This window comes from Thermostichus sp. OS-CIW-33, assembly GCF_054059615.1.
In genome coordinates this window covers 1-18,545 of sequence record NZ_JBSSCH010000010.1, presented here as the reverse complement: position 1 = coordinate 18,545, position 18,545 = coordinate 1, and the positions used below count along the sequence as shown (strand labels likewise).

The window sequence follows — 18,545 nt, the reverse complement described above, 5'->3', positions numbered from 1 at the left end:
CATCCTCCCCCCCTGCATTGCTCTCAAGTAGAACTTGGGGAAGTCGTAGGGCTGATGGCTCCCTCTGGTTTTGGCAAAACTACTCTGGCCAAGTTGCTGGCGGGCTACCTTACCCCCAGCCAAGGTCGGGTGAGTGTGACAGGGCAGCCTTTGCCTCGGCGAGGGTACTGTCCAGTGCAGCTTGTCTTTCAACATCCAGAGCAGGCCGTTAACCCCCACTGGCGCATAGCTCAGGTCTTGCGGGAAGGGCCTCCTCCCCAGCCAGAGGTTCTCCACACCTTAGGCATTTCCCCCAGTTGGCTCAACCGCTATCGCCATGAGCTAAGCGGGGGAGAATTGCAGCGGGTTGTCATCGCCCGGGTTCTCAACCCACAAACTCGCTATTTGAACTCGCTATTTGATTGCAGATGAGATGACAGCCATGCTCGACGCCAATACCCAAGCCCTGATCTGGCAAGCTGTCTTGGCCTATGGGCGGGCACATCAGATGGGGCTTTTGGTCATCAGTCATGATCGCTTTCTCCTGGAACGGCTCTGCAGCCGCTACGTCATCATGACCAGCCACGACCCTTACCTGGTGAAGCGGGCCGGCCACCGGGTGGTGCGCATGGAGGGAGGGCGCCTGTATGATCTGCGCTGAGGGCTGCCGGGATCCCTATTTTGCTCTCCACAGGCTCTGTTGAGCTCCAGGGGGCAAGGGTCTGAGCCCATTGATTGTTGGATGGAGAACAGCATGCAATCTCTCTCCCGATTTCTCAATAAAATCCGCTATCTCCTACAGGAGACTTTTTTGGGGTTGCGGCGGGGGGGCTGGCTGAACTGGGCCGCTGTGAGCACCCTGCTGGTGTTGCTGTTCTTGGTGGGGATCGGCGTTGAGCTGTCCTGGGGCGTGGATGCCACGGTGCAGTCGCTGGGAGGACAACTGGAGATCTCCGTCTACCTGGAGCCGGAACGGCAGGGGGTGGAGCTGCAACCTCAGGTCGCCCAACTGCCTCATGTGGCCGAGGTGAAGGTCATCACCAAAGACCAGGCTTGGCGCAACCTTTTGCTGGAAATGGGGATCCAAGACGAGGCGGCCATGGAAACCCAGTTGGGGGAGAACCCCTTGGTGGATGCTCTGCGGGTTAAGGCGGATTCCACCGAAGCCTTGGGGGAAGTGGCGGAGCAGATTCGCCAACTGGAAGGGGTGGATGAGGTCTACTACGGCGACCGCATTGTGGAGCAACTGGCCCAGCTCCAGGACATGCTACGGCTGGGATCCCTGACCATTACCGGCGTGTTGGCCCTGACAGCGGTGGCGGTCATCACCACCACCATTCGCCTCATCGTCATGGCGCGGCGGCGGGAGATCGAGGTGATGCAATTGGTGGGGGCGACGGCAGCCTGGATTTACTTGCCCTTTATTTTGCAAGGGTGCCTGTTTGGGGTGATCAGCGCAGTGGGAGCTTGGGGATTGATCTTGGGATCCCAGCAGTTGCTGCAGGAGCTGCTGGAGCAGTTGATTGCCTTGCCCTTCCTCAAGGTGATGCAGGCAGATCGCAGCCAACTGGAGTTTTGGCTCTTGCCGTCGATGTTGTTGGGGATGGGGGTTTTTCTGGGCACCACCAGCAGCTTGATCGCGGTGCGCAAGTCGGCAGGGCGATGAGCTGGAGGCGATGCTGAGGAAAGCCCTGGATATTCCAATCTGAGGATCGCCATAGGATAAGATGATGGACTCTACTTCCCTGGCTTTCCAAGATCTGGCCGCCATGAACCCATTGCCTCCTCCCGCCCACCCTTACCAATTCCGCGCTTTGGGCCTAGTTAAGGGATCCCTGAGATCGATCCCCAAGACTTATGCGCAGGCAACCTTGGTTGCCTCTGACGGAGCAGAATATCCGGCTACCCCCGGACGCGCCGAGCTTCTCGGCCCCTTCGAGCACTGCATCAAGAGCGGCCATACCTACTGGTACTACGTGCAGCCGCAGCCGCGTTCAGGGGGGGCTTTGGGCTTGAGCATCATCCGCATCCTGGCCCTGCCGGAAGAGGAGCAAGACCCAGAGTGGGAAGAAGAACCGTTTTTGCCTGCCCCTGAGGACACAGAGGAAGGCTTTAACATCCGCGGCATTGTCGAGCCCCACGATGGCTTTGTTGAGGTGACTGTGCGGCGCAAGCCCCAGGGAACCAAGCAATTTGCTCCTCTGCAATTGCGCTTGGAAGGGTTCTTGCCCGGAGCTGTGGCGGGCGAGTTTTGGGATCTGTTGGCAGAGCGAGAGGGCAACAAACTGCTGTTGGTGGATGGTACCCGCCTGTTGACCGCAGTAGCCTAGCTATCTGGATTGGCCCTGCTTGAGAACCTTAAAATAAACCAAAGAGCTTCCCAACCGATGGTGTCTGCTGCCGGCTTGTCCCAACGGGTCGCCCATCTATCCCCTTCCCCCACGCTATCCATTTCGGCTCTGGCTAAAGCCATGCAGGCAGAGGGGCTGGATGTGTGTAGCTTGAGCGCAGGCGAGCCGGATTTCGATACACCTGACCACATTCGGGCCGCGGCCATCCGTGCTCTGGAAGATGGCAAAACCCGCTACGGCCCCACCGCTGGGATCCCCGCCCTTCGCCAAGCAGTGGCCGATAAGCTGCGGCAGGAAAACGGCCTGGAGTTCAGCCACGACCAAATCCTGATCAGCAACGGCGGCAAGCAAACCCTGTTTAACCTGGCCATGGTGCTGCTGGATCCCGGCGATGAAGTGATCCTGCCTGTTCCCTACTGGGTCAGCTACCCCGAAATTGCCATTTTGGCAGGGGCAAAGGTTGTGCAGGTGCAGACGGAAGAGGCCCAGGGGTTCAAGCTCACCGCCGCCCAACTGCGCCAGGCCCTCACCCCCCGCAGCAAGCTGCTGATTCTCAACTCGCCGGCCAACCCCACCGGAGCCGTTTACCACCAGCACGAGCTGGCAGCTCTGGCAGAGGTGATCCTCTCCGCCCCCCATCTGTACGTGATCTGCGACGAGATCTACGAAAAGCTGGTTTATGGACAAGCCCGCCACATCAGCCTGGGATCCCTTTGCCCTGACTTGATGCCGCGCCTGATTCTCAGCAGTGGCTTTGCCAAAGCCTACGCCATGACCGGCTGGCGGGTGGGCTACTTGGCCGGGCCCAAGCCCATCATTGAGGCGGCCATCAACCTGCAAAGCCACAGCACCTCCAATGTCTGCACCTTCGCCCAGTACGGTGCTCTGGAAGCCCTGACCAGCCCCCTATCGGCAGCAGCTGTGGAAAAAATGCGCCAAGAATTCTGGCAGCGGCGAGATCTGATGCTGGACGGGATCCGCACCTTGCCGGGGGTGACTTGCCCGGAGCCAGAAGGTGCATTTTATGTGTTTGTCAACATCGGCCAAACCGGGTTAAGTTCGGTGGAGTTTTGCCGGCAGCTGCTCAAGGAACACCACGTGGCTGCTGTGCCGGGGGTAGCCTTTGGGGCAGATTCCTACATTCGCCTTTCCTATGCTGCCGATCGCACCACCCTCGAAAAAGGGCTGCAGCGGCTGCACCGGTTTGTGTCTTCCCTCTGAGAATTCAATCCGAGGATCGAAAAGAACTGAGGAAGCTCAGCTCCCAGCGGCTGGATCCCTGTAGGCCATTCCCAGCGGCGGGATCCCTATCTGAAGTGTGAACACCATTGCTTAACCCTAGCTATAGTGTTAGGGGATGGGCTACGAGGGGATAACTCATGTCTGGCAGAACGGCGCTTGTCATCACCGTTGCCTGTTTGAGTGGGGGATCCGGAAAGACCACAGCCGCCCTCAACTTGGCCATCATGCTGGCCGAGCATGGCAAGACGCTGGCTGTTGACTTTGACCCACAGGGCAACCTGAGCCAGTGGATGGGCTGGACGGATCTGTCGGAGTCGGCCACCATTGCCGAGACGATTCTGCCGGGGGCGGATCGGGTTCACATTCGGGAGATTATCCGTCCGCCGTTGAATGAGGATCGCCAGGAGCGGCTGTGGTTGGCCCCCAGCGATTACAGTCTCTCGCGGGCTATGGATGCGATCGTGATGGAGCCGGGGCGGGAGCTGTTTTTGAAGCGGGCTTTGCGACCGATTTTGCCGGAGTATGACTTTTTGGTCATCGACAGCCCCCCCTCGAAAGGGTTGCTCACCTACAACAGCATTCTCAGCGCCGATCTGCTGGTGGTGCCGACGGAATGTACCCAAAAGGGGGTGATGGGGGCCCTAAGTACCCTGGTGCTGTTGAAAGAATTGGAAGAGCTGGATTTTCATGTGCCCAAGTTTTTGGGGGTGCTCCCCACACGGGAACAGTGGGTGGGCAACAACCGCACCAAAATGTCGCGGGCCGCGGTGGAAGCCTTGGCGGAAATGATGCAAGGGATCCCCATTTTTACGCCGGTGCGGCAAAGTACAGTGGTGCAGCAAACCAACAGCATGGGCTGGTCCTTGGCGGAGGCGGGGGAAGATCTCCTGGCCCAACCTTATCGTGAGGTCCTCAAGGCTGTGTTGGAGGCCCGCTAACATGGCTACCGCCAAGAAGCCTCCCAAAAAAAAATTGCCCACCGGCCCCACCAAGGCAGACTTGCTCTCGCGCATGGGGGTGAATAAGCAGCCAGAGCCGATGGAACCTGCACCTACGGCTGCCGACTGCGTTGATGCTCCGCTCCGTCCAAAAGACGACAGGGGAACGGATTCCCTGGATCTGTCTCACCCTGCGGCATTGGATATTGAGCCCGATCCATCTCTCGCGGCCTCGTCCCGTCTGTGCCAGGTTGCCACAACCCCACCAGAGGCAGGACGGATGCCTCTCCTGGCCAGTGTGCTCTCCACACCTGAAGCTCCTTCTCGGGATGCGGATCCCTTGTCCAACTTGTCGCCCGCTCCGGTCGAGGTGGAAAGGGTTGTCTCCCCACCCCAGGTCAGTCTGGCCAAATGGGCCAATACTTCGCTGCCAACTGAAAAGCCAGCCGAGCTTTTGCCCCCTGCTACTGCTTGCACCGACAATGGGGTTCGCCGCAATGGCACCCCCAATGGGCAGGGTGCCCAGTCGGATCCCCGCGAGGCTCTGGATGCACAACTGGGCCTGCAAAAGCTTACCCTCAAATGGTCTGCCGAGAGGGTAGAAAAGCTGGGATCCCTGGAAAGCGCCACCGGGCTACCGGGCGAGATTTTGCTGGAAGTCCTGCTGGATCATTGGGAACAATTGCCCAAGCCCTTGCAGCAAGATTGCCTCCTGCAAGCCCACCGCATTCGCGTCGAGCGGCTGGTGATCAGCCAAAACTTCACCATTGCCACGATTGAGCAACTGCTCTTCACGTCAGCGTTGCGCAACAACAACGAGCAGCATCTGCTTTGAGTTCTGGCCGGTTGGCCTGGGAAATTCCCCCTCAAGATCTCCGCCAGTATGCCAGACAACGGGGATCCCTGTTCCTGTGCTAGGGTCAAAATGGTTCTGTTGGCTTTTCGCGCTTTTCGGCCTGTGCTCTCTCCCCCTCGCTACCTGGCGGCAACCCAACCTCATTATTCTCAAGCGTATTTCCCACTGATTTTCTATTTTTTCCTTCTCCGTATTTCTCCCATCCTTTAGGGGACAACATCGCGGCGGAATCTTCTTTAAGGCGACCAGGTTGTAGTGGAGCGGCAACAGTTGATGAAAGAACTTGATTTGGCCAAAGCTGTAGAGCAACGGCGCACCTTTGCCATTATTTCCCATCCCGATGCGGGGAAGACCACCCTCACCGAAAAGCTGCTGTTGTACGGGGGGGCCATTCAAGAAGCGGGAGCTGTGAAGGCCCGTCGGGCGCAAAAGCGGGCCACTTCCGACTGGATGGAACTGGAAAAGCAGCGGGGTATTTCCATCACCTCTACCGTCCTGCAATTTGATTACCGCAACATTCGTCTCAATCTGCTGGATACTCCCGGCCACCAGGACTTCAGCGAAGACACCTATCGCACCCTGGCAGCGGCTGACAATGCCGTGATGCTGGAAGATGCCGGCAAAGGGTTGGAAACCCAGACCCGCAAGCTGTTTGAAGTGTGTCAGATGCGGGGGCTGCCGATTTTTACCTTTATCAACAAGATGGATCGCCCAAGTCGGGATCCCTTGGAGCTGATGGATGAAATTGAGACGGAACTGGGCCTCAAGCCCTATCCTGTCAACTGGCCAATTGGCTCAGGCGAGCGGTTTACTGCCCTATTTGACCGTCGGACTCAGGAGTTTCATTTCTTTGAGCGGGTATCTGGGGGACGGCTAAAAGTTCAAGATACCGTCATTAAACTTGGGGATCCGCAAATTGAGGAGTTGATCGACAAGGACTTGTATTACCAATTCAAGGAAGAGCTGGAACTGCTGGATGGTCTCATGCCCACCTTGGATCTAAAACAGGTGCATTCTGGCAAACAAACCCCGGTCTTTTTCGGCAGTGCCATGACCAATTTTGGGGTGGAGCTTTTCCTCAATGCATTTTTGGAGTATTCCTTACCGCCAATGCCTCACGAGAGCACTGCCGGACTGATCCCGCCCGAACATCCTGAGTTTACGGGCTTCGTCTTTAAACTGCAGGCCAACATGGATCCCCGCCATCGGGATCGCGTCGCTTTTGTGCGCATCTGTTCCGGCAAGTTTGAGAAGGATATGGTGGTCAACCATGCCCGCCTCAATCGTCCCATTCGCCTATCTTATCCCCAGAAGTTGTTTGCTCAAGAGCGCATCTCCATCGATGAAGCTTACCCTGGGGATGTGATCGGCCTGAATAATCCCGGCATCTTCACCATTGGGGATACTATCTACACCGGCCCGAAATTGCGCTACGCCGGGATCCCTAGCTTTTCTCCTGAGCTGTTTGCCTACCTGAAGAATCCCAATCCTTCCAAGTTTAAGCAGTTCCAGAAAGGGGTAGCGGAACTGCGGGAAGAAGGGGCTGTACAAATCATGTACTCTATCGACGATTCCAAACGGGATCCGATTGTGGCAGCGGTGGGCCAGTTGCAGTTTGAGGTTTTGCAGTACCGCCTTGAAAGTGAATACAACGTCGAAACCCGACTGGAGATGTTGCCCTACACCCTGGCCCGCTGGGTCGAGAATGGCTGGAAGGCGCTGGAGAATATTCCCAGCTTGTTTAACACCCTAGTTGTTAAAGACATTCAAGACAGGCCCGTTCTTCTGTTTAAGAACGAGTGGACTTTACAGCAATTTGCTGCCAGCAACCCTAAAATCAAGCTCAGCAAAATTGCCCCTATCTCGGATCTCGGCCCAGAATTGGGTGACGGCCAATAGATCAACCTAAGAGAATCTTTCTCCGGGGGGCCTCAGGTTTCGATATTCAACTGAGATGCCATCGGTCTCCACAGTAGCTGTGTTGACATTCTTGGATTTCTGAGCAAACCCTTCATGCAGATCGCAGGAATTCTCACATCTTTTTCGTGCATCTTCTAGGGCTTGAGTGAGTGAACCATGCCTTCTTTCCCCAATATGGGATCCACTTCTCCTCGCTTTAGCTCTGCCCTCAGCGCCGATGCACCGCTTTGCGAACGCTCGTTGTGGGAACTGGATCCGCAGGTCGTTTTTTTGAATCACGGCTCCTATGGCGCGACCCCGAAAAAGGTGTTGCAGGCCCAGAGTGCATGGCGGGAACGCCTGGAGGCTCAGCCGGTGCAGTTTATGGGAGAGGAACTTCCCCGAGCTTTACGGGCGGCAGCAGCAGAACTGGCCCATTTTGTCGGGGCCGAACCCGAAAATTTGGTGTTTGTGGAAAATGCCACCAGCGGGGTCAATGCCGTTTTGCGCTCGCTGCGGTTCCGGCCAGGGGATCAGATCGCCTGCACCAACCACGGCTACGGGGCTGTTCGTCAGGCGCTACAGTATGTCTATGCCCAGTGGGGAGCCATCCCGGTTGAGGCGCAGATCCCTTTTCCCATTGCAGGGCCGGAGCAGGTTATCGCCGCCTTCGAGACTATCCTCACCCCCCAAACCCGTTTGGCGGTCTTGGATCACCTCACCTCGCCTACGGCTCTGATCTACCCCCTGCCTGAGCTGATCGGCCTCTGTCGGGAGCGCGGGATCCCAGTTTTGGTGGATGGCGCCCATGCCCCTGGGGTTCTCCTCTTGGAGTTGGAAAGGCTGGGGGCCGATTGGTACACCGGCAATGCCCACAAGTGGCTGTTTGCCCCGAAAGGCTGTGCTTTTTTGTGGGTGGCCCCCCACCGACAGGCCCAAACCCATCCTACGGTGATCTCCCACGGCTTTGGGCAAGGGTTCACAGCCGAGTTCGACTGGGTGGGCACACGGGATCCCAGCGCTTGGTTGGCCGTTTCAGCAGCCCTGGCGTTTATCCAGGAGGTGGGGCTAGACAATATCCGTCAGCACAACCACACTCTGCTGCTGCAGGCGCGGCAGTTGCTTTTGGAGACTCTTGAAGGGATCCCGCCCGCCCCTGAAGAAATGTTGGGCTTTATGGCCACCCTACCCTTGCCGCCCTTCTGGCAACAGGGGATCCCTGAGCTTCCTCTTGAGGAGCGCGCCCGTCGGCTTCACGATTACCTCTGGTACAAGTACCGCATTGAGGTTCCGATCATCCCCTTCGCCGGGCAGCTTTGGGTACGCATCTCGGCCCAGGTCTACAACCGTTTGGCAGAGTACGAACAGTTGGCGCTGGCCTTGCAGCATCTGCCCTGAGGTTTTGTCGGTTGAGCCGCTTTCACGACATTGCAAGTATAGTTGCTTCGCACACCAGTAAAACGATTCCAGATCTATGGTCAATTCAGTTGAGGATGAGATGACGTTACAGGTAGGATGGCATGCCAGTAGACCTCAGAAAGAAGCCTTGACCTGAGAGAGAGTCGTAGGGCATGTCCAGGAAGGGAGCAGACCCACAGACGTACAAAGCCGGTCATACAGCGGAAGGGAAGGGTATGGGAGTCGGTAAAAGCAGCGCGGAACGCTTGGGGAGCGTCTCAATCTAGTTTGAAGCGACCGCAGTGCTTTCAAGAGGGCAAGGATGCATGCAGATGGAGGAACTTCTGTTGATGAAGTGACAAGGTCTGCTTTTGCGAGTCGGACTATTCTACTGGCCAGTGTCTCATTGCTATTTGAATTGACTATCTGAAAAAGTCAGAAAACGTATCCCGCAGATCCGAAAGCCGATCGTTGAAGCAGGTAAGCCGATCCCCTACAGAGTTCACCAGCGTCAGATCTGCCCGACCGGTTGTCCCTTCAAATCCCAGTAGAGGAACGCTCATGCGGCTGGGATCCGTGGGATTCTGGGAAACGCGGATGACGGCTCGACCGCGGTTAAATTGATAAGCCTCGGCCACATAGCGGATGGGCTCGCTCAAGGTGGGATCCACCGGCAGCCCTGGAGCCGGCAGGAGATCCACCAGCTCGGTGAACGTGCCACTCCGCAGGCCCACCACGGCAGCAGCTCCCAACTGGTTACAAATGGCAATGAGAACCGGCTCTTGGGCAGTGGCGGTGAGGTTGGCCAAGGTAACCGTGACCGTGGCGCGGCTGGCTGCCGGCGGGTAGGTGACCTCAAAGGTGCGGGCAAAGGCATTGCCCAGCTCGTCGCGGGCGCGAAAGCGAAGCTGCCCGGTGTAGGGCAGGATGGAAGAAAAGTAGATGCCAAAGCGGTCGCTGGGACTCCGTCCGGGGATATTGGCCTGTCCGGGGACATAGGCAAGGGCAGCCCGGCTTTGCCACTGATTGGGCGGGGTGTAGGGCAGCAGCGGGCCACTGGTGAAGTTGGGGGGTTCTTTGGGGGGCAGATCCGGCTGGCCATCTCTGTTCAGATCCAGCCCATTGCCCAAGAAGGCCACCGAGCGCTGTAAGAGAATAGGACGGTTTTGGTTATCCAAAAGGGGATTCCGCCTTTCTGCCAGCCCGGCATTGTCCACATAGACATTAAGGGGGCGATTTAGGATTTGGTTATCCCGCTGCCGCCGCATGTTGAACTGTAGGTAGGGCCCCACTGCGCCCGCTGCCGGGGATCCTCCTGTGATTTCAAAATCATCCGCCCGCAGGAAGACATTTTCCAGGGGGCCCAGAGGAGTTGTTCCCTCGCCGCAACCGACCAAGCCAAGCGCTAAAATGGCCAAGGCTGTATAAGCTACAACAGAGCATCCTTTTTCGATAGGGGAATCCGAGCTCCCACAAGTCGGCAGCAGGGGCCGGCAGGCATGCTTTGGCTTCAGCATTCATCTCCTCTCCACAACAGACACCTTGGCGAGGGTTAAACCCAACCGGAGTAAACTACCCGGCCCTGACTGCTTCGCAGTACAGGGCGGGCTTAAGGCCTCCGGCCCGCTGGCGCGAACGGTAGCCCTGCAGTTGGCAAGCCAACCACGGGCCTCTAGGCTGGTTTACGACAGCCCCAAGCTTGGCAATCATGTTGGCCCCATTCCAGTCCGCATCCCCTTCCCATCCACAGTGCCCACACTTGAACTGCTTCCCACTGCGATAGGATTGCGTAGGATCGGGATGGACGTGCAAACACCGGTGGCAGGTCTGCGACGTGTAGGCAGGCGGCACCAGAATCAAGGTAACCCCTGCACGCAGAGCCTTGTATTCCAGAAACTGCCTCAGCTGGTAGAACGCCCAACTGTTGGCCCTGCGTCGCTCGGCTTTGCTGCGGGGTTGTTGGTTGATACGCTCCCGTATCCCTGTCAAGTCTTCCAGAGCAATAGCGCTGTTTGTGACCTTTGCCCTAGAGACAATAGCTTTGGAGATGCGATGATTGACCCACGCTTGAAAGCGTCTCTCCTTGCCAGACAGCCGTTGCAGCAGTTCTCTGCATCTGCGCCGCGAACTGCGTGTGCCCTTACTGGCTTTGCGTTGGAGTACCGCCCTCAACCGGGAGTAGTGGTCTCGGACTCTGTTCAACTGCTGTCCATTCCAGTTCTTCCCCTCTGAGGTATGAGCGATATCTATCCTTCCCAAATCCACCCCGATCACCTTGTCGGTATCTTGTTGCTTGGGTGGCTTTTTCTCTACGCAAATCTGGATGTAGTAGGAGCCGTCTCTGCGCTTGACCAGAGTGGCCGATTTGGGATTGGAGCCCGCCAACTGTTCTCTCTGGTAACGGCCAATCGCCAGCTCAAAGCGCTCTCGACCCTCCACCGTGGTCAGCGACACCGTCCAGTCTTTCTCGCGGAACGAAAAGATACGAGCGTCGTAGGTAACAAAGCCGCTCTTAAACTCCTTGACGGGACGCTTTTTCTGCTTAGCCACTTTGCGGGAACCCGCTACCCGTCTGCACACCTGTTGAGCCAAGTTACTGGACAAGCCGAACCGGGCACGGATTTCGCGGTAGCACAGAGATTGAAGTTTAACGGCGTTGGTGACTTTCTCGGGCGTGTTTTGGTTGACCCAGTTCAACGCCTGCACAAAGGCATCCAAGGTCGCGTCCAACTTTGCGGCCTGCGACTGGGACACCTTGAGCTTACAGGAGACGGTCAGGACTTGGGTCATGGTTCTATCGTAACTTCCGCATTCCTCCCGACACTGACCCTACGGGTACAGTGCGGGGCTCCTGCGATTTCTAGCTGAGTTGAGGATGGGCGGGGATCCCTCTGCACTCATCGGATTCGCCTGAACCACTATACCGTGAGCCTCGGTTCAGCTCCCACCATCCCTAGGGGGCTGGCGGCAACGAGCAAGAAATGGTGGCGATCCCTGGCCTCATCTCCCGAACAGGCTTGATAGCCTAGAGGGAGCGAGATGTGGATACCCATGTCAGATACTCCTGCGGTCTTGGTAGAGCAACTTCAAAAGCGCTACGGATCCACAGTGGCCGTGGCGGACGTCTCGTTTCAGGTGGAACCCGGCCAGATCTACGGCATTCTCGGCCCCAATGGGGCCGGCAAGACCACCACTTTGCATTGCCTTTGCACCTTGCTTCGTCCCGATGCGGGCCGGATAGAGGTGTACGGGATCCCAGCCAGCGAAAACCCCAAAGCGGTACGAGAAAAACTGGGGTTTGTTGCCCAAGAGGTGGCTTTGGATAAGGTGCTGACCGGGCGAGAATTGTTGCAGTTGCAGGCCGATCTCCACCACCTGCCTCGCCCCTTGGCTCAAGAGCGAATCGCTGCCGTCCTGGAGCTGCTGGGGCTGACCGACCGTGCCGACCAACTCATCGGTACCTACTCCGGCGGGCTGCGCAAACGCTTGGATCTGGCGGCAGGACTGCTCCATCAACCCCAGGTGCTGGTCTTGGACGAGCCCACGGTGGGCCTGGACATTCCCAGTCGGTTGGCCATCTGGGATTTTCTGCGCCAACTCAAGAACACAGGGATCACGGTGGTGCTCAGCAGCCATTACCTGGAGGAGATCGACCTGCTGGCGGATCGGGTAGCCATCATCGACCGGGGCAAGGTGATCGCCGAGGGAACCCCCGAGGAGCTGAAAACCCGCGTCGGCGGCGAGCGCATCACCGTCAAGCTGCAGGAATTTGCCCCGGCAGAACTGGCCCAGCGGGGTGCCCAACTGCTGGGATCCCTGCCCTTTGTCCAGAAGGTGGTGATCAACAGCGCCCAGGGCAACGCCCTGAACCTGGTGGTGCAGCGGAATGGAGAGGATCCCCTCAGCCAGATCCGCGCTCACTTGCAAGCTCATGGGCTGGAGGTGTTCAGCAGCACCCAATCTCGTCCCAGCTTGGATGATGTGTATTTGGCGGCAACCGGCCAAACCCTGATGGACGCGGAGCTGGCCGCTGCCGAGGCCAATCTGGGCAAAAAGAAAAAGTAACTTCATCCCCTCATGATCGAGCCCCATTGATCCCTGTACAAAGGCATATCGAGATATTTATTGGTTGTATTGGTTGATGGATTAGATACTGCATTCATTCATCACACATTCATTGATCACAACTCTACAGGAGCTTTGGTATGAACTCTGCCTCTTCCTCGGTTCAACCCAACCCGATCCCCCTTTTGACGGCTGATTTTTGGCAGGAGACCTTTGCCCTCACCCGCCGCTTGTTTATCCAACTGCAGCGTCGCCCCACAACCTTGCTGGTTGGCATTATCCAGCCGTTGCTCTGGCTAATTTTGTTTGGGGCTTTGTTTCAGAATGCTCCTGCCGGCATTTTCGGGGCCGGACAAAACTACACCCAGTTTTTGGGGGCGGGAGTCATTGTGTTTACGGCTTTTGGTGGAGCCTTGAATGCTGGGGTGCCGGTGATTTTCGACCGAGAATTTGGCTTTTTGAACCGGCTGTTGGTGGCTCCCCTCACCTCTCGTTTTTCCATTGTTCTTGCTTCTAGCCTGTTTATCGTCAGCTTGGCGTTGCTGCAGACGGCAGTCATTGTGGGGGCAGACTACGCCCTTGGGGCCGGGATCCCCGACGGGCCAGGCTTGGCGGTGGTGGCCTTGATCGTGGGCCTGTTGGTCTTGGGCTTCACGGCCCTGAGCTTGGGCTTGGCCTTTGCCATGCCGGGGCACCAGCAATTGCTGGCTTTCATCTTTTTGGTCAACTTGCCCCTGATCTTTTCCAGCACGGCCTTGGCTCCCCTGAGCTTTATGCCCACCTGGCTGCGTTGGGTGGCCAGCCTCAACCCCCTCACCTTTGCCATCGAGCCCATCCGCCATGTTTACCGCAGCAGCCATTGGAGCTGGGCCGATGTGGTGCTGCAGGCTCCCTGGGGCGATCTCACCCTGGCGGGATCCCTGGGCCTTTTGACGGGGTTTGTCGTAGTGTCGGTTCTGCTGGTGCAGGGGGTGTTGCGCAAAAGCTTGGCCTGAGCATCTCTGCCCAGGCTGTGCCGCTCAAAGCCACTGGCGGGAAACGGACTTCTCCATAGCTGCCTGTGCCCGCTGCACCAGAGCCAGGGGGCTGTCCTGGGCTGGGGAAACGCTGAGAGAAGGAGTAAGGCTGCGAGCCTGCAGAGCCATGTGGAGCTGCAGTTCGGTTACGTACTCCCGCAGGCCAAAGTTAGACCCAGAAGAAGAAGGAGCCGCTGAAGAGGGGTGAGACACAGACATCACGGCAAAGAGTCCTTCGCGAAATGGCCACTGTTGCTCTGCTAAGGTATCACGCCCACCCCTTTTCCGAAGCTTCCAAAATGTTAGCTTTGATTAAGATTTGCAACCGTTTGGCCATGGTGGTGCTCAAGGATTGGCAGCGCTCCAAGTTGGATCCCAGCGACGATGCCCTCTTTTACAGCTATCCTCGCTTCGTGACTCATGTGGATTCTGGCTTCATCGGCCAGCTCACCGATCTATACCGCGAGCATTTGCGGCCCCAGACTCGCATTCTCGATCTGATGAGCAGTTGGGTCTCCCATTTGCCACCTGAGATGGAGTTTGCCCATGTGGAGGGGCATGGGATGAACCCCGAGGAACTGGCGGCCAACCCCCGGCTGGATCACTTCTTCATCCAAAACTTGAACCAAAACCCAGTTCTGCCCTTCCCCGATCACTCCTTCGACGCGGTGCTAAACACGGTCTCGGTGCAATATCTGCAGCAGCCAGAGCAGGTGTTTGCCGAGGTGTATCGCATCCTAAAGCCCCAGGGCCTCTTCATCGTCAGCTTCTCCAATCGCATGTTTTTCCAGAAGGCGATCCAGGCTTGGCGGGACAACTCTGAGGCGGGGCGAGTGGAGTTGGTCAGGCGCTATTTTGAGTCGGTGCCAGGGTTTGCGGTGGTGAAGGTGATCCAGCGGCCTGCCCCTATGGGTTGGCTGGGCTTTTGGGCAGGCGGAGGCGGGGATCCCTTCTATGCCCTGATTGGACAGCGGGCGGCAGGATAGGGCTTGCCTGTGGGATCCTTGGAAATATCCAACAAGACTCCAGCATCCACCAGATCTTGCAGCTGTGTTATCCTCGCTACCCTCAGAGGTCTGTCTTGTTCTCCGGTCTTTCTGACAGTTCTTCCCCACAAAACGGCAATCCTTCCCCCCTACCCATCTCGGCAATTGGGGAGGCAGGGCTGCTGCAGATCGTGCAGCGCTACTGTCCGGCCCAGGTGGTGGGAGACGATGCGGCGGTGTTAGCTGCTCCGGAGGGGCAGTTGGTGGTGACAACCGATGTGTTGGTGGAGGGAGTTCACTTCAGCGATCTGACGACCCCGGCCCATGCGGTGGGCTGGCGCGCGGTGGCCGCCAATCTATCGGATCTGGCCGCGATGGGATCCCGTCCGCAGGCGTTGGTGGTGGGTTTGGGCTTGCCGGGCTCCACACCGGTTGCTTGGGTGGAGGAGCTTTATCAAGGGATGCGGGACTGTTGCGCCCGCTGGGAATGCCAACTGGTGGGAGGGGATCTGTGTCGGTCGCCGCATCGGTTCGTGGCGATCACGGCTTTGGGAAGGGTGCAGCCGGGGCGGGCTATTCAGCGCAGACGGGCTCAACCCGGCGATTGGCTGGTGGTGACAGGGCCGCACGGAGATGCGCGGGCAGGCTTGGAACTGCTTCTCCATCCTGAACAGGGATCCTCAGCTACGGCGGCCGAGCGCGAGCAGTTGATCAGGGCTCACCAATACCCACGCCCGCGCCTGGATCTGGTGCCCCTCTTGGAAGGGATCCCGGATCCCTTGCGCATTGCCGGCATGGATACCAGCGACGGTTTGGCAGATGCCCTGGTGCAGGTGTGTCAGGCCAGCGGGGTGGAGGCAAGGATTGCCGTGGAGCGGATCCCGATTTCAAAAGCTTTGCGGCAGGCTTTTCCGGCCCAAGCCTGGGAGTGGGCGCTCTATGGAGGCGAAGATTTTGAGCTGCTCCTCAGTGCCGAGGTGTCGGTGGCCAAGCATCTGTTGGAAAGATTGCCGGGGGCCGTTTGGATTGGAGAAGTGACAGGCTGGGATCCGCAGGGAACCGTCTGGCTGAAGGACGGGCGGGCCCTCAGCCGTCAACAAGCCTTCCAGCATTTCTGAGAGAAGTTGTGCTGCAGGATGGCCACCCAAACTGCCAACAGTTGAAAACAAATCGACTTGTGGGAGAAAACAAGCCCTAGGAAGGATTCGATAACCTAGAAGTGGAGAGAAGCTGAGACAAGGAAGCAAATTGACTTGGAATAGCTTCAGGCAACTGCTCAGAACTCGGCAGAACTTGGAGAAGCATTGGAGACTCTACTCATGAAAGCTATCTTAACAGCAGCCATTCTTGGCCTGGCCGGGATCCCTGCGTTGGCCCCCTTGCCCAGTTCGGCTCAGCCGCTTTTTGAATTGGGTGCCTACCGCCTTGAGCAGGGGACGATTATCCCGGTCGGCAGCCTGAGTAGCGAAGGGCCGCAATACTTTTATCCCGACACCGTCTATCCCCTGGAAGTAGCCGTTACTCAGAACATTTTTGACAGCCAGGGGCGCTTGGTGATCCCGGCGGGTAGCCGCGTTTTTGGACAGATGGAACCTGCACCGGGCGGATCCCGCTTTGTCGGCACTTCCATTGTTCTCGGCGGTCGTACCTACAGCCTGCGGGCTTCCTCCAACATCCTCCACGACGAAAAGGATCCCCGTCAGTATTCGGCTGAGGCCATTGCTCAAGATGCAGCCATTGGGGCAGCCGCAGGGGCCATTTTGGGGGCGATCACGGGCGGAGTCTCGGTGGGCAATGTCTTAGGAGGCGCCGCGACCGGAGTGGTGGTGGGCAATGTTACCGCTCCGCAGGTGGTGGTGCTGCGCCCCGGCCAATCTTTCAATCTAACTTTGGAAGCTCCGCTGACTTTGTGAGGTGCCGTTTGGAGATTCCTCTGGGAGTGTTGAGGGTCGGCAACTTGTGATTCACTGGGGATCAGACTGCGGATCCCTGTTTTCATGGCTACTGAATCTAAGCCCACTTCCCCCCTCTCCTCCACCGAGCACAGGTTTACGGCTGGAGAGGAGAGCTTTACCTACAGAGCGCTGGCCGGTTGGCAGACCCTTTTCCAGCGGGAAAAGCCGGTGGCCGAGATCTTTCACGTCGCCTATCTAAAGCAAGACTCCGCCTCTCAGCACCGCCCTCTCACTTTTGTGTTCAACGGTGGGCCTGGGGCAGCTTCTGCCTACCTGCACATGGGAGCGCTGGGGCCCAAACGGATTTGCTTCGGGCCCAACGGCAGTTTGCCCCCCTCCCCGGTGCGGCTGGTGGACAATGCCGAAAGTTGGTTGCCCTTTTCCGACCTGGTCTTTGTCGATCCGGTGGGGACGGGGTTCAGCCGCGCCCTGCCCAAGGATTCTCAAGACCCCAAAGATTCCCGGGAGAAATCCGATCCGGCATCCAAGCCCCCTCAGCCGGATGCTAAGGCGGAGGAGCCTCCTAAGGAATCGCCCTTCTGGGATGTGGAGCGGGATTTGCAATCCTTGGGAGAATTCATTCAGGGCTTTCTTTCCCGATACAAACGCTGGCTCTCCCCCATTTTCATTGCCGGCGAGAGTTACGGTGGGTTTCGGGTGGCGCGGCTGGCCAAGGAGCTGCAATCCAAGTTTGGCGTGGGCCTGTCGGGGGCCATTCTCATCTCGCCTGCGATTGAGTTTGGGTTGCTGGAGACCAACGATTACAACCTCAGCACCTGGGCAGCCCTTTTCCCTTCCTATGTGGCCACAGCAGCCCATCATGGACGGTGTGGCTGGGGGGAGGATTTGCAGATCCTGCTGCCCAAAGCAGAACACTTTGCCCGGCAACGTCTGCTGCCCCTCTTGGCTATGGGAGAGGCGATGCCAGAGGCAGAACGGCAAGCGGTGTATCAGGAGATGGCGGCAGGGATCGGCCTATCTCCAGAATATGTAGCCCACAAAGGCGGGCGGATCGATATCGCCAGTTTTGCCCGCGAGCTGTTGCGGTCGCAGCGACTGGTGCTGGGGCTTTACGATGCTTCTGTAACCACGGTGGATCCCTTTCCGGATCGGCCTACCTTCGAGGGATCCGATCCCACCTTGGATGGGATCGATCGCCTGTTCACGGCAGCCATCAACAGCCACTTGCGAGAGACCTTGCAAGTAGAAACGGAGTTGACCTATCACCTACTGAACCTGGAGGTGTTCAAGTCCTGGCGGTTCACCCCAAAAGGAGAGTTTAAGCAAGGATTCATCGGGGCAATGGACGAGCTGCGCAGCAGCATGGCCCTCAACCCCCACATGCGGGTGAGCATTCATCATGGCTTTTACGACCTGGTCACGCCCTACTTTGCCTCGAATCACCTGGTGGATTTGATGAAGTTGGATCCGCGGTTGAAGGCCAACCTCACCCTACGTCATTATCGCGGCGGACACATGTTCTACACCTGGGATCCCTCGCGATTGGAGTGGTTTACAGAAATGCGTGAGTTTTACTCGAAAACAGCTTCCAGCTCAGAGTCATAACATACTCGCCGGGCGAGGATTCTGGTTCCTGGTTTTGCAGCAGCACTTATAGTCAATTCAAATGGCAATGAGACACTAGCCGGTGCAATAGCTCCGCTAGAAAGTTCCTCTATAGCGTGCATTCTTGCCCTCTTGAAATTTAGGCCAGGACAGTGGCCCACACCCAAAACGTTGCATGCACAGGGCCATAGGGCTTTTCTCAGCTAGAAATCGCAGGAGCCCCGCACTGTACCCGTAGGGTCAGTGTCGGGAGGAATGCGGAAGTTATGATAGAACCATGACCCAAGTCCTGAC

General features: G+C 57.7%; 16 protein-coding genes and 1 pseudogene. 14 read left to right on the top strand and 3 right to left on the bottom strand.

Annotated elements, in window-relative coordinates:
- Nucleotides 1–24: 24 nt before the first annotated feature.
- The 8 genes and pseudogenes from ACVWZG_RS09025 to ACVWZG_RS08990 form a co-directional block, all read left to right on the top strand.
- Nucleotides 25–640: pseudogene (locus ACVWZG_RS09025) on the top strand (ABC transporter ATP-binding protein); the annotation flags it as partial.
- A 93-nt stretch (nucleotides 641–733) separates the two neighbouring features.
- Complete coding sequence (locus tag ACVWZG_RS09020; protein WP_414356127.1) at nucleotides 734–1,645, top strand: cell division protein FtsX; 912 nt, start codon at nucleotides 734–736, stop codon at nucleotides 1,643–1,645.
- Between the two features lie 61 nt (nucleotides 1,646–1,706).
- Nucleotides 1,707–2,309 carry a hypothetical protein gene (locus ACVWZG_RS09015; protein WP_457406530.1) on the top strand — a complete coding sequence of 201 codons (603 nt, stop codon included), beginning with the start codon at nucleotides 1,707–1,709 and terminating at the stop codon, nucleotides 2,307–2,309.
- Nucleotides 2,310–2,366: 57 nt separating this feature from the next.
- Complete coding sequence (locus ACVWZG_RS09010) at nucleotides 2,367–3,551, top strand: pyridoxal phosphate-dependent aminotransferase (RefSeq protein WP_457406533.1); 1,185 nt, start codon at nucleotides 2,367–2,369, stop codon at nucleotides 3,549–3,551.
- 158 nt (nucleotides 3,552–3,709) lie between these two features.
- Nucleotides 3,710–4,510 carry a ParA family protein gene (locus ACVWZG_RS09005; protein WP_011433472.1) on the top strand — a complete coding sequence of 267 codons (801 nt, stop codon included), beginning with the start codon at nucleotides 3,710–3,712 and terminating at the stop codon, nucleotides 4,508–4,510.
- Between the two features lies 1 nt (nucleotide 4,511).
- The gene (locus ACVWZG_RS09000; protein ID WP_457406536.1) at nucleotides 4,512–5,345 is read left to right on the top strand and encodes a hypothetical protein; all 834 of its coding nucleotides are present in this window, start codon (nucleotides 4,512–4,514) and stop codon (nucleotides 5,343–5,345) included.
- A 294-nt stretch (nucleotides 5,346–5,639) separates the two neighbouring features.
- Entirely contained in the window at nucleotides 5,640–7,265 is a 1,626-nt protein-coding gene (locus ACVWZG_RS08995) for a peptide chain release factor 3 (RefSeq protein WP_457406537.1), read from the top strand.
- 261 nt (nucleotides 7,266–7,526) lie between these two features.
- On the top strand, nucleotides 7,527–8,663 hold the full coding sequence (locus ACVWZG_RS08990; RefSeq protein WP_457406552.1) for an aminotransferase class V-fold PLP-dependent enzyme: 1,137 nt from the start codon (nucleotides 7,527–7,529) through the stop codon (nucleotides 8,661–8,663).
- A 422-nt stretch (nucleotides 8,664–9,085) separates the two neighbouring features.
- Here ACVWZG_RS08990 and ACVWZG_RS08985 read toward each other — a convergent pair whose 3' ends face one another.
- Complete coding sequence (locus ACVWZG_RS08985) at nucleotides 9,086–10,081, bottom strand: hypothetical protein (RefSeq protein ID WP_457406538.1); 996 nt, start codon at nucleotides 10,079–10,081, stop codon at nucleotides 9,086–9,088.
- A gap of 154 nt (nucleotides 10,082–10,235) precedes the next feature.
- A complete protein-coding gene (locus tag ACVWZG_RS08980) occupies nucleotides 10,236–11,453 on the bottom strand; it encodes an RNA-guided endonuclease InsQ/TnpB family protein (protein WP_457406540.1) in 1,218 nt (405 codons plus the stop codon).
- Nucleotides 11,454–11,714: 261 nt separating this feature from the next.
- Here ACVWZG_RS08980 and ACVWZG_RS08975 point away from each other — a divergent pair, with 261 nt between their 5' ends.
- Both ACVWZG_RS08975 and ACVWZG_RS08970 read left to right on the top strand, forming a co-directional pair.
- Nucleotides 11,715–12,728 carry an ATP-binding cassette domain-containing protein gene (locus ACVWZG_RS08975; RefSeq protein ID WP_457406542.1) on the top strand — a complete coding sequence of 338 codons (1,014 nt, stop codon included), beginning with the start codon at nucleotides 11,715–11,717 and terminating at the stop codon, nucleotides 12,726–12,728.
- A 140-nt stretch (nucleotides 12,729–12,868) separates the two neighbouring features.
- Entirely contained in the window at nucleotides 12,869–13,723 is an 855-nt protein-coding gene (locus ACVWZG_RS08970) for an ABC transporter permease (RefSeq protein ID WP_414412516.1), read from the top strand.
- Between the two features lie 24 nt (nucleotides 13,724–13,747).
- Here ACVWZG_RS08970 and ACVWZG_RS08965 read toward each other — a convergent pair whose 3' ends face one another.
- Nucleotides 13,748–13,963, bottom strand: coding sequence for a hypothetical protein (locus ACVWZG_RS08965; RefSeq protein ID WP_011433464.1), 216 nt, complete (start codon nucleotides 13,961–13,963; stop codon nucleotides 13,748–13,750).
- Between the two features lie 119 nt (nucleotides 13,964–14,082).
- On the opposite strand from ACVWZG_RS08965, the gene ACVWZG_RS08960 reads away from it, so the two are divergent.
- From ACVWZG_RS08960 to ACVWZG_RS08945, 4 genes are all read left to right on the top strand, one after another.
- The gene (locus ACVWZG_RS08960; protein WP_457406554.1) at nucleotides 14,083–14,730 is read left to right on the top strand and encodes a class I SAM-dependent methyltransferase; all 648 of its coding nucleotides are present in this window, start codon (nucleotides 14,083–14,085) and stop codon (nucleotides 14,728–14,730) included.
- Between the two features lie 95 nt (nucleotides 14,731–14,825).
- On the top strand, nucleotides 14,826–15,848 hold the full coding sequence (thiL, locus tag ACVWZG_RS08955) for a thiamine-phosphate kinase (protein ID WP_457406545.1): 1,023 nt from the start codon (nucleotides 14,826–14,828) through the stop codon (nucleotides 15,846–15,848).
- Between the two features lie 201 nt (nucleotides 15,849–16,049).
- The gene (locus ACVWZG_RS08950) at nucleotides 16,050–16,643 is read left to right on the top strand and encodes a hypothetical protein (protein ID WP_457406547.1); all 594 of its coding nucleotides are present in this window, start codon (nucleotides 16,050–16,052) and stop codon (nucleotides 16,641–16,643) included.
- Between the two features lie 84 nt (nucleotides 16,644–16,727).
- Entirely contained in the window at nucleotides 16,728–18,251 is a 1,524-nt protein-coding gene (locus tag ACVWZG_RS08945; protein ID WP_414343926.1) for a S10 family peptidase, read from the top strand.
- Nucleotides 18,252–18,545 lie beyond the last annotated feature (294 nt).

Bases quoted from the DNA above. Each gene is read 5' to 3' on its own strand.
- ACVWZG_RS08970 (WP_414412516.1), top strand. From the start codon at position 12,869: ATGAACTCTGCCTCTTCCTCGGTTCAACCCAACCCGATCCCCCTTTTG.
- ACVWZG_RS08950 (WP_457406547.1), top strand. From the start codon at position 16,050: ATGAAAGCTATCTTAACAGCAGCCATTCTTGGCCTGGCCGGGATCCCT.
- ACVWZG_RS09010 (WP_457406533.1), top strand. From the start codon at position 2,367: ATGGTGTCTGCTGCCGGCTTGTCCCAACGGGTCGCCCATCTATCCCCT.
- ACVWZG_RS09005 (WP_011433472.1), top strand. From the start codon at position 3,710: ATGTCTGGCAGAACGGCGCTTGTCATCACCGTTGCCTGTTTGAGTGGG.
- ACVWZG_RS09000 (WP_457406536.1), top strand. From the start codon at position 4,512: ATGGCTACCGCCAAGAAGCCTCCCAAAAAAAAATTGCCCACCGGCCCC.
- ACVWZG_RS08975 (WP_457406542.1), top strand. From the start codon at position 11,715: ATGTCAGATACTCCTGCGGTCTTGGTAGAGCAACTTCAAAAGCGCTAC.
- ACVWZG_RS08965 (WP_011433464.1), bottom strand. From the start codon at position 13,963: ATGTCTGTGTCTCACCCCTCTTCAGCGGCTCCTTCTTCTTCTGGGTCT.
- ACVWZG_RS08980 (WP_457406540.1), bottom strand. From the start codon at position 11,453: ATGACCCAAGTCCTGACCGTCTCCTGTAAGCTCAAGGTGTCCCAGTCG.
- ACVWZG_RS08995 (WP_457406537.1), top strand. From the start codon at position 5,640: ATGAAAGAACTTGATTTGGCCAAAGCTGTAGAGCAACGGCGCACCTTT.
- ACVWZG_RS09015 (WP_457406530.1), top strand. From the start codon at position 1,707: ATGATGGACTCTACTTCCCTGGCTTTCCAAGATCTGGCCGCCATGAAC.
- ACVWZG_RS08945 (WP_414343926.1), top strand. From the start codon at position 16,728: ATGGCTACTGAATCTAAGCCCACTTCCCCCCTCTCCTCCACCGAGCAC.
- ACVWZG_RS09020 (WP_414356127.1), top strand. From the start codon at position 734: ATGCAATCTCTCTCCCGATTTCTCAATAAAATCCGCTATCTCCTACAG.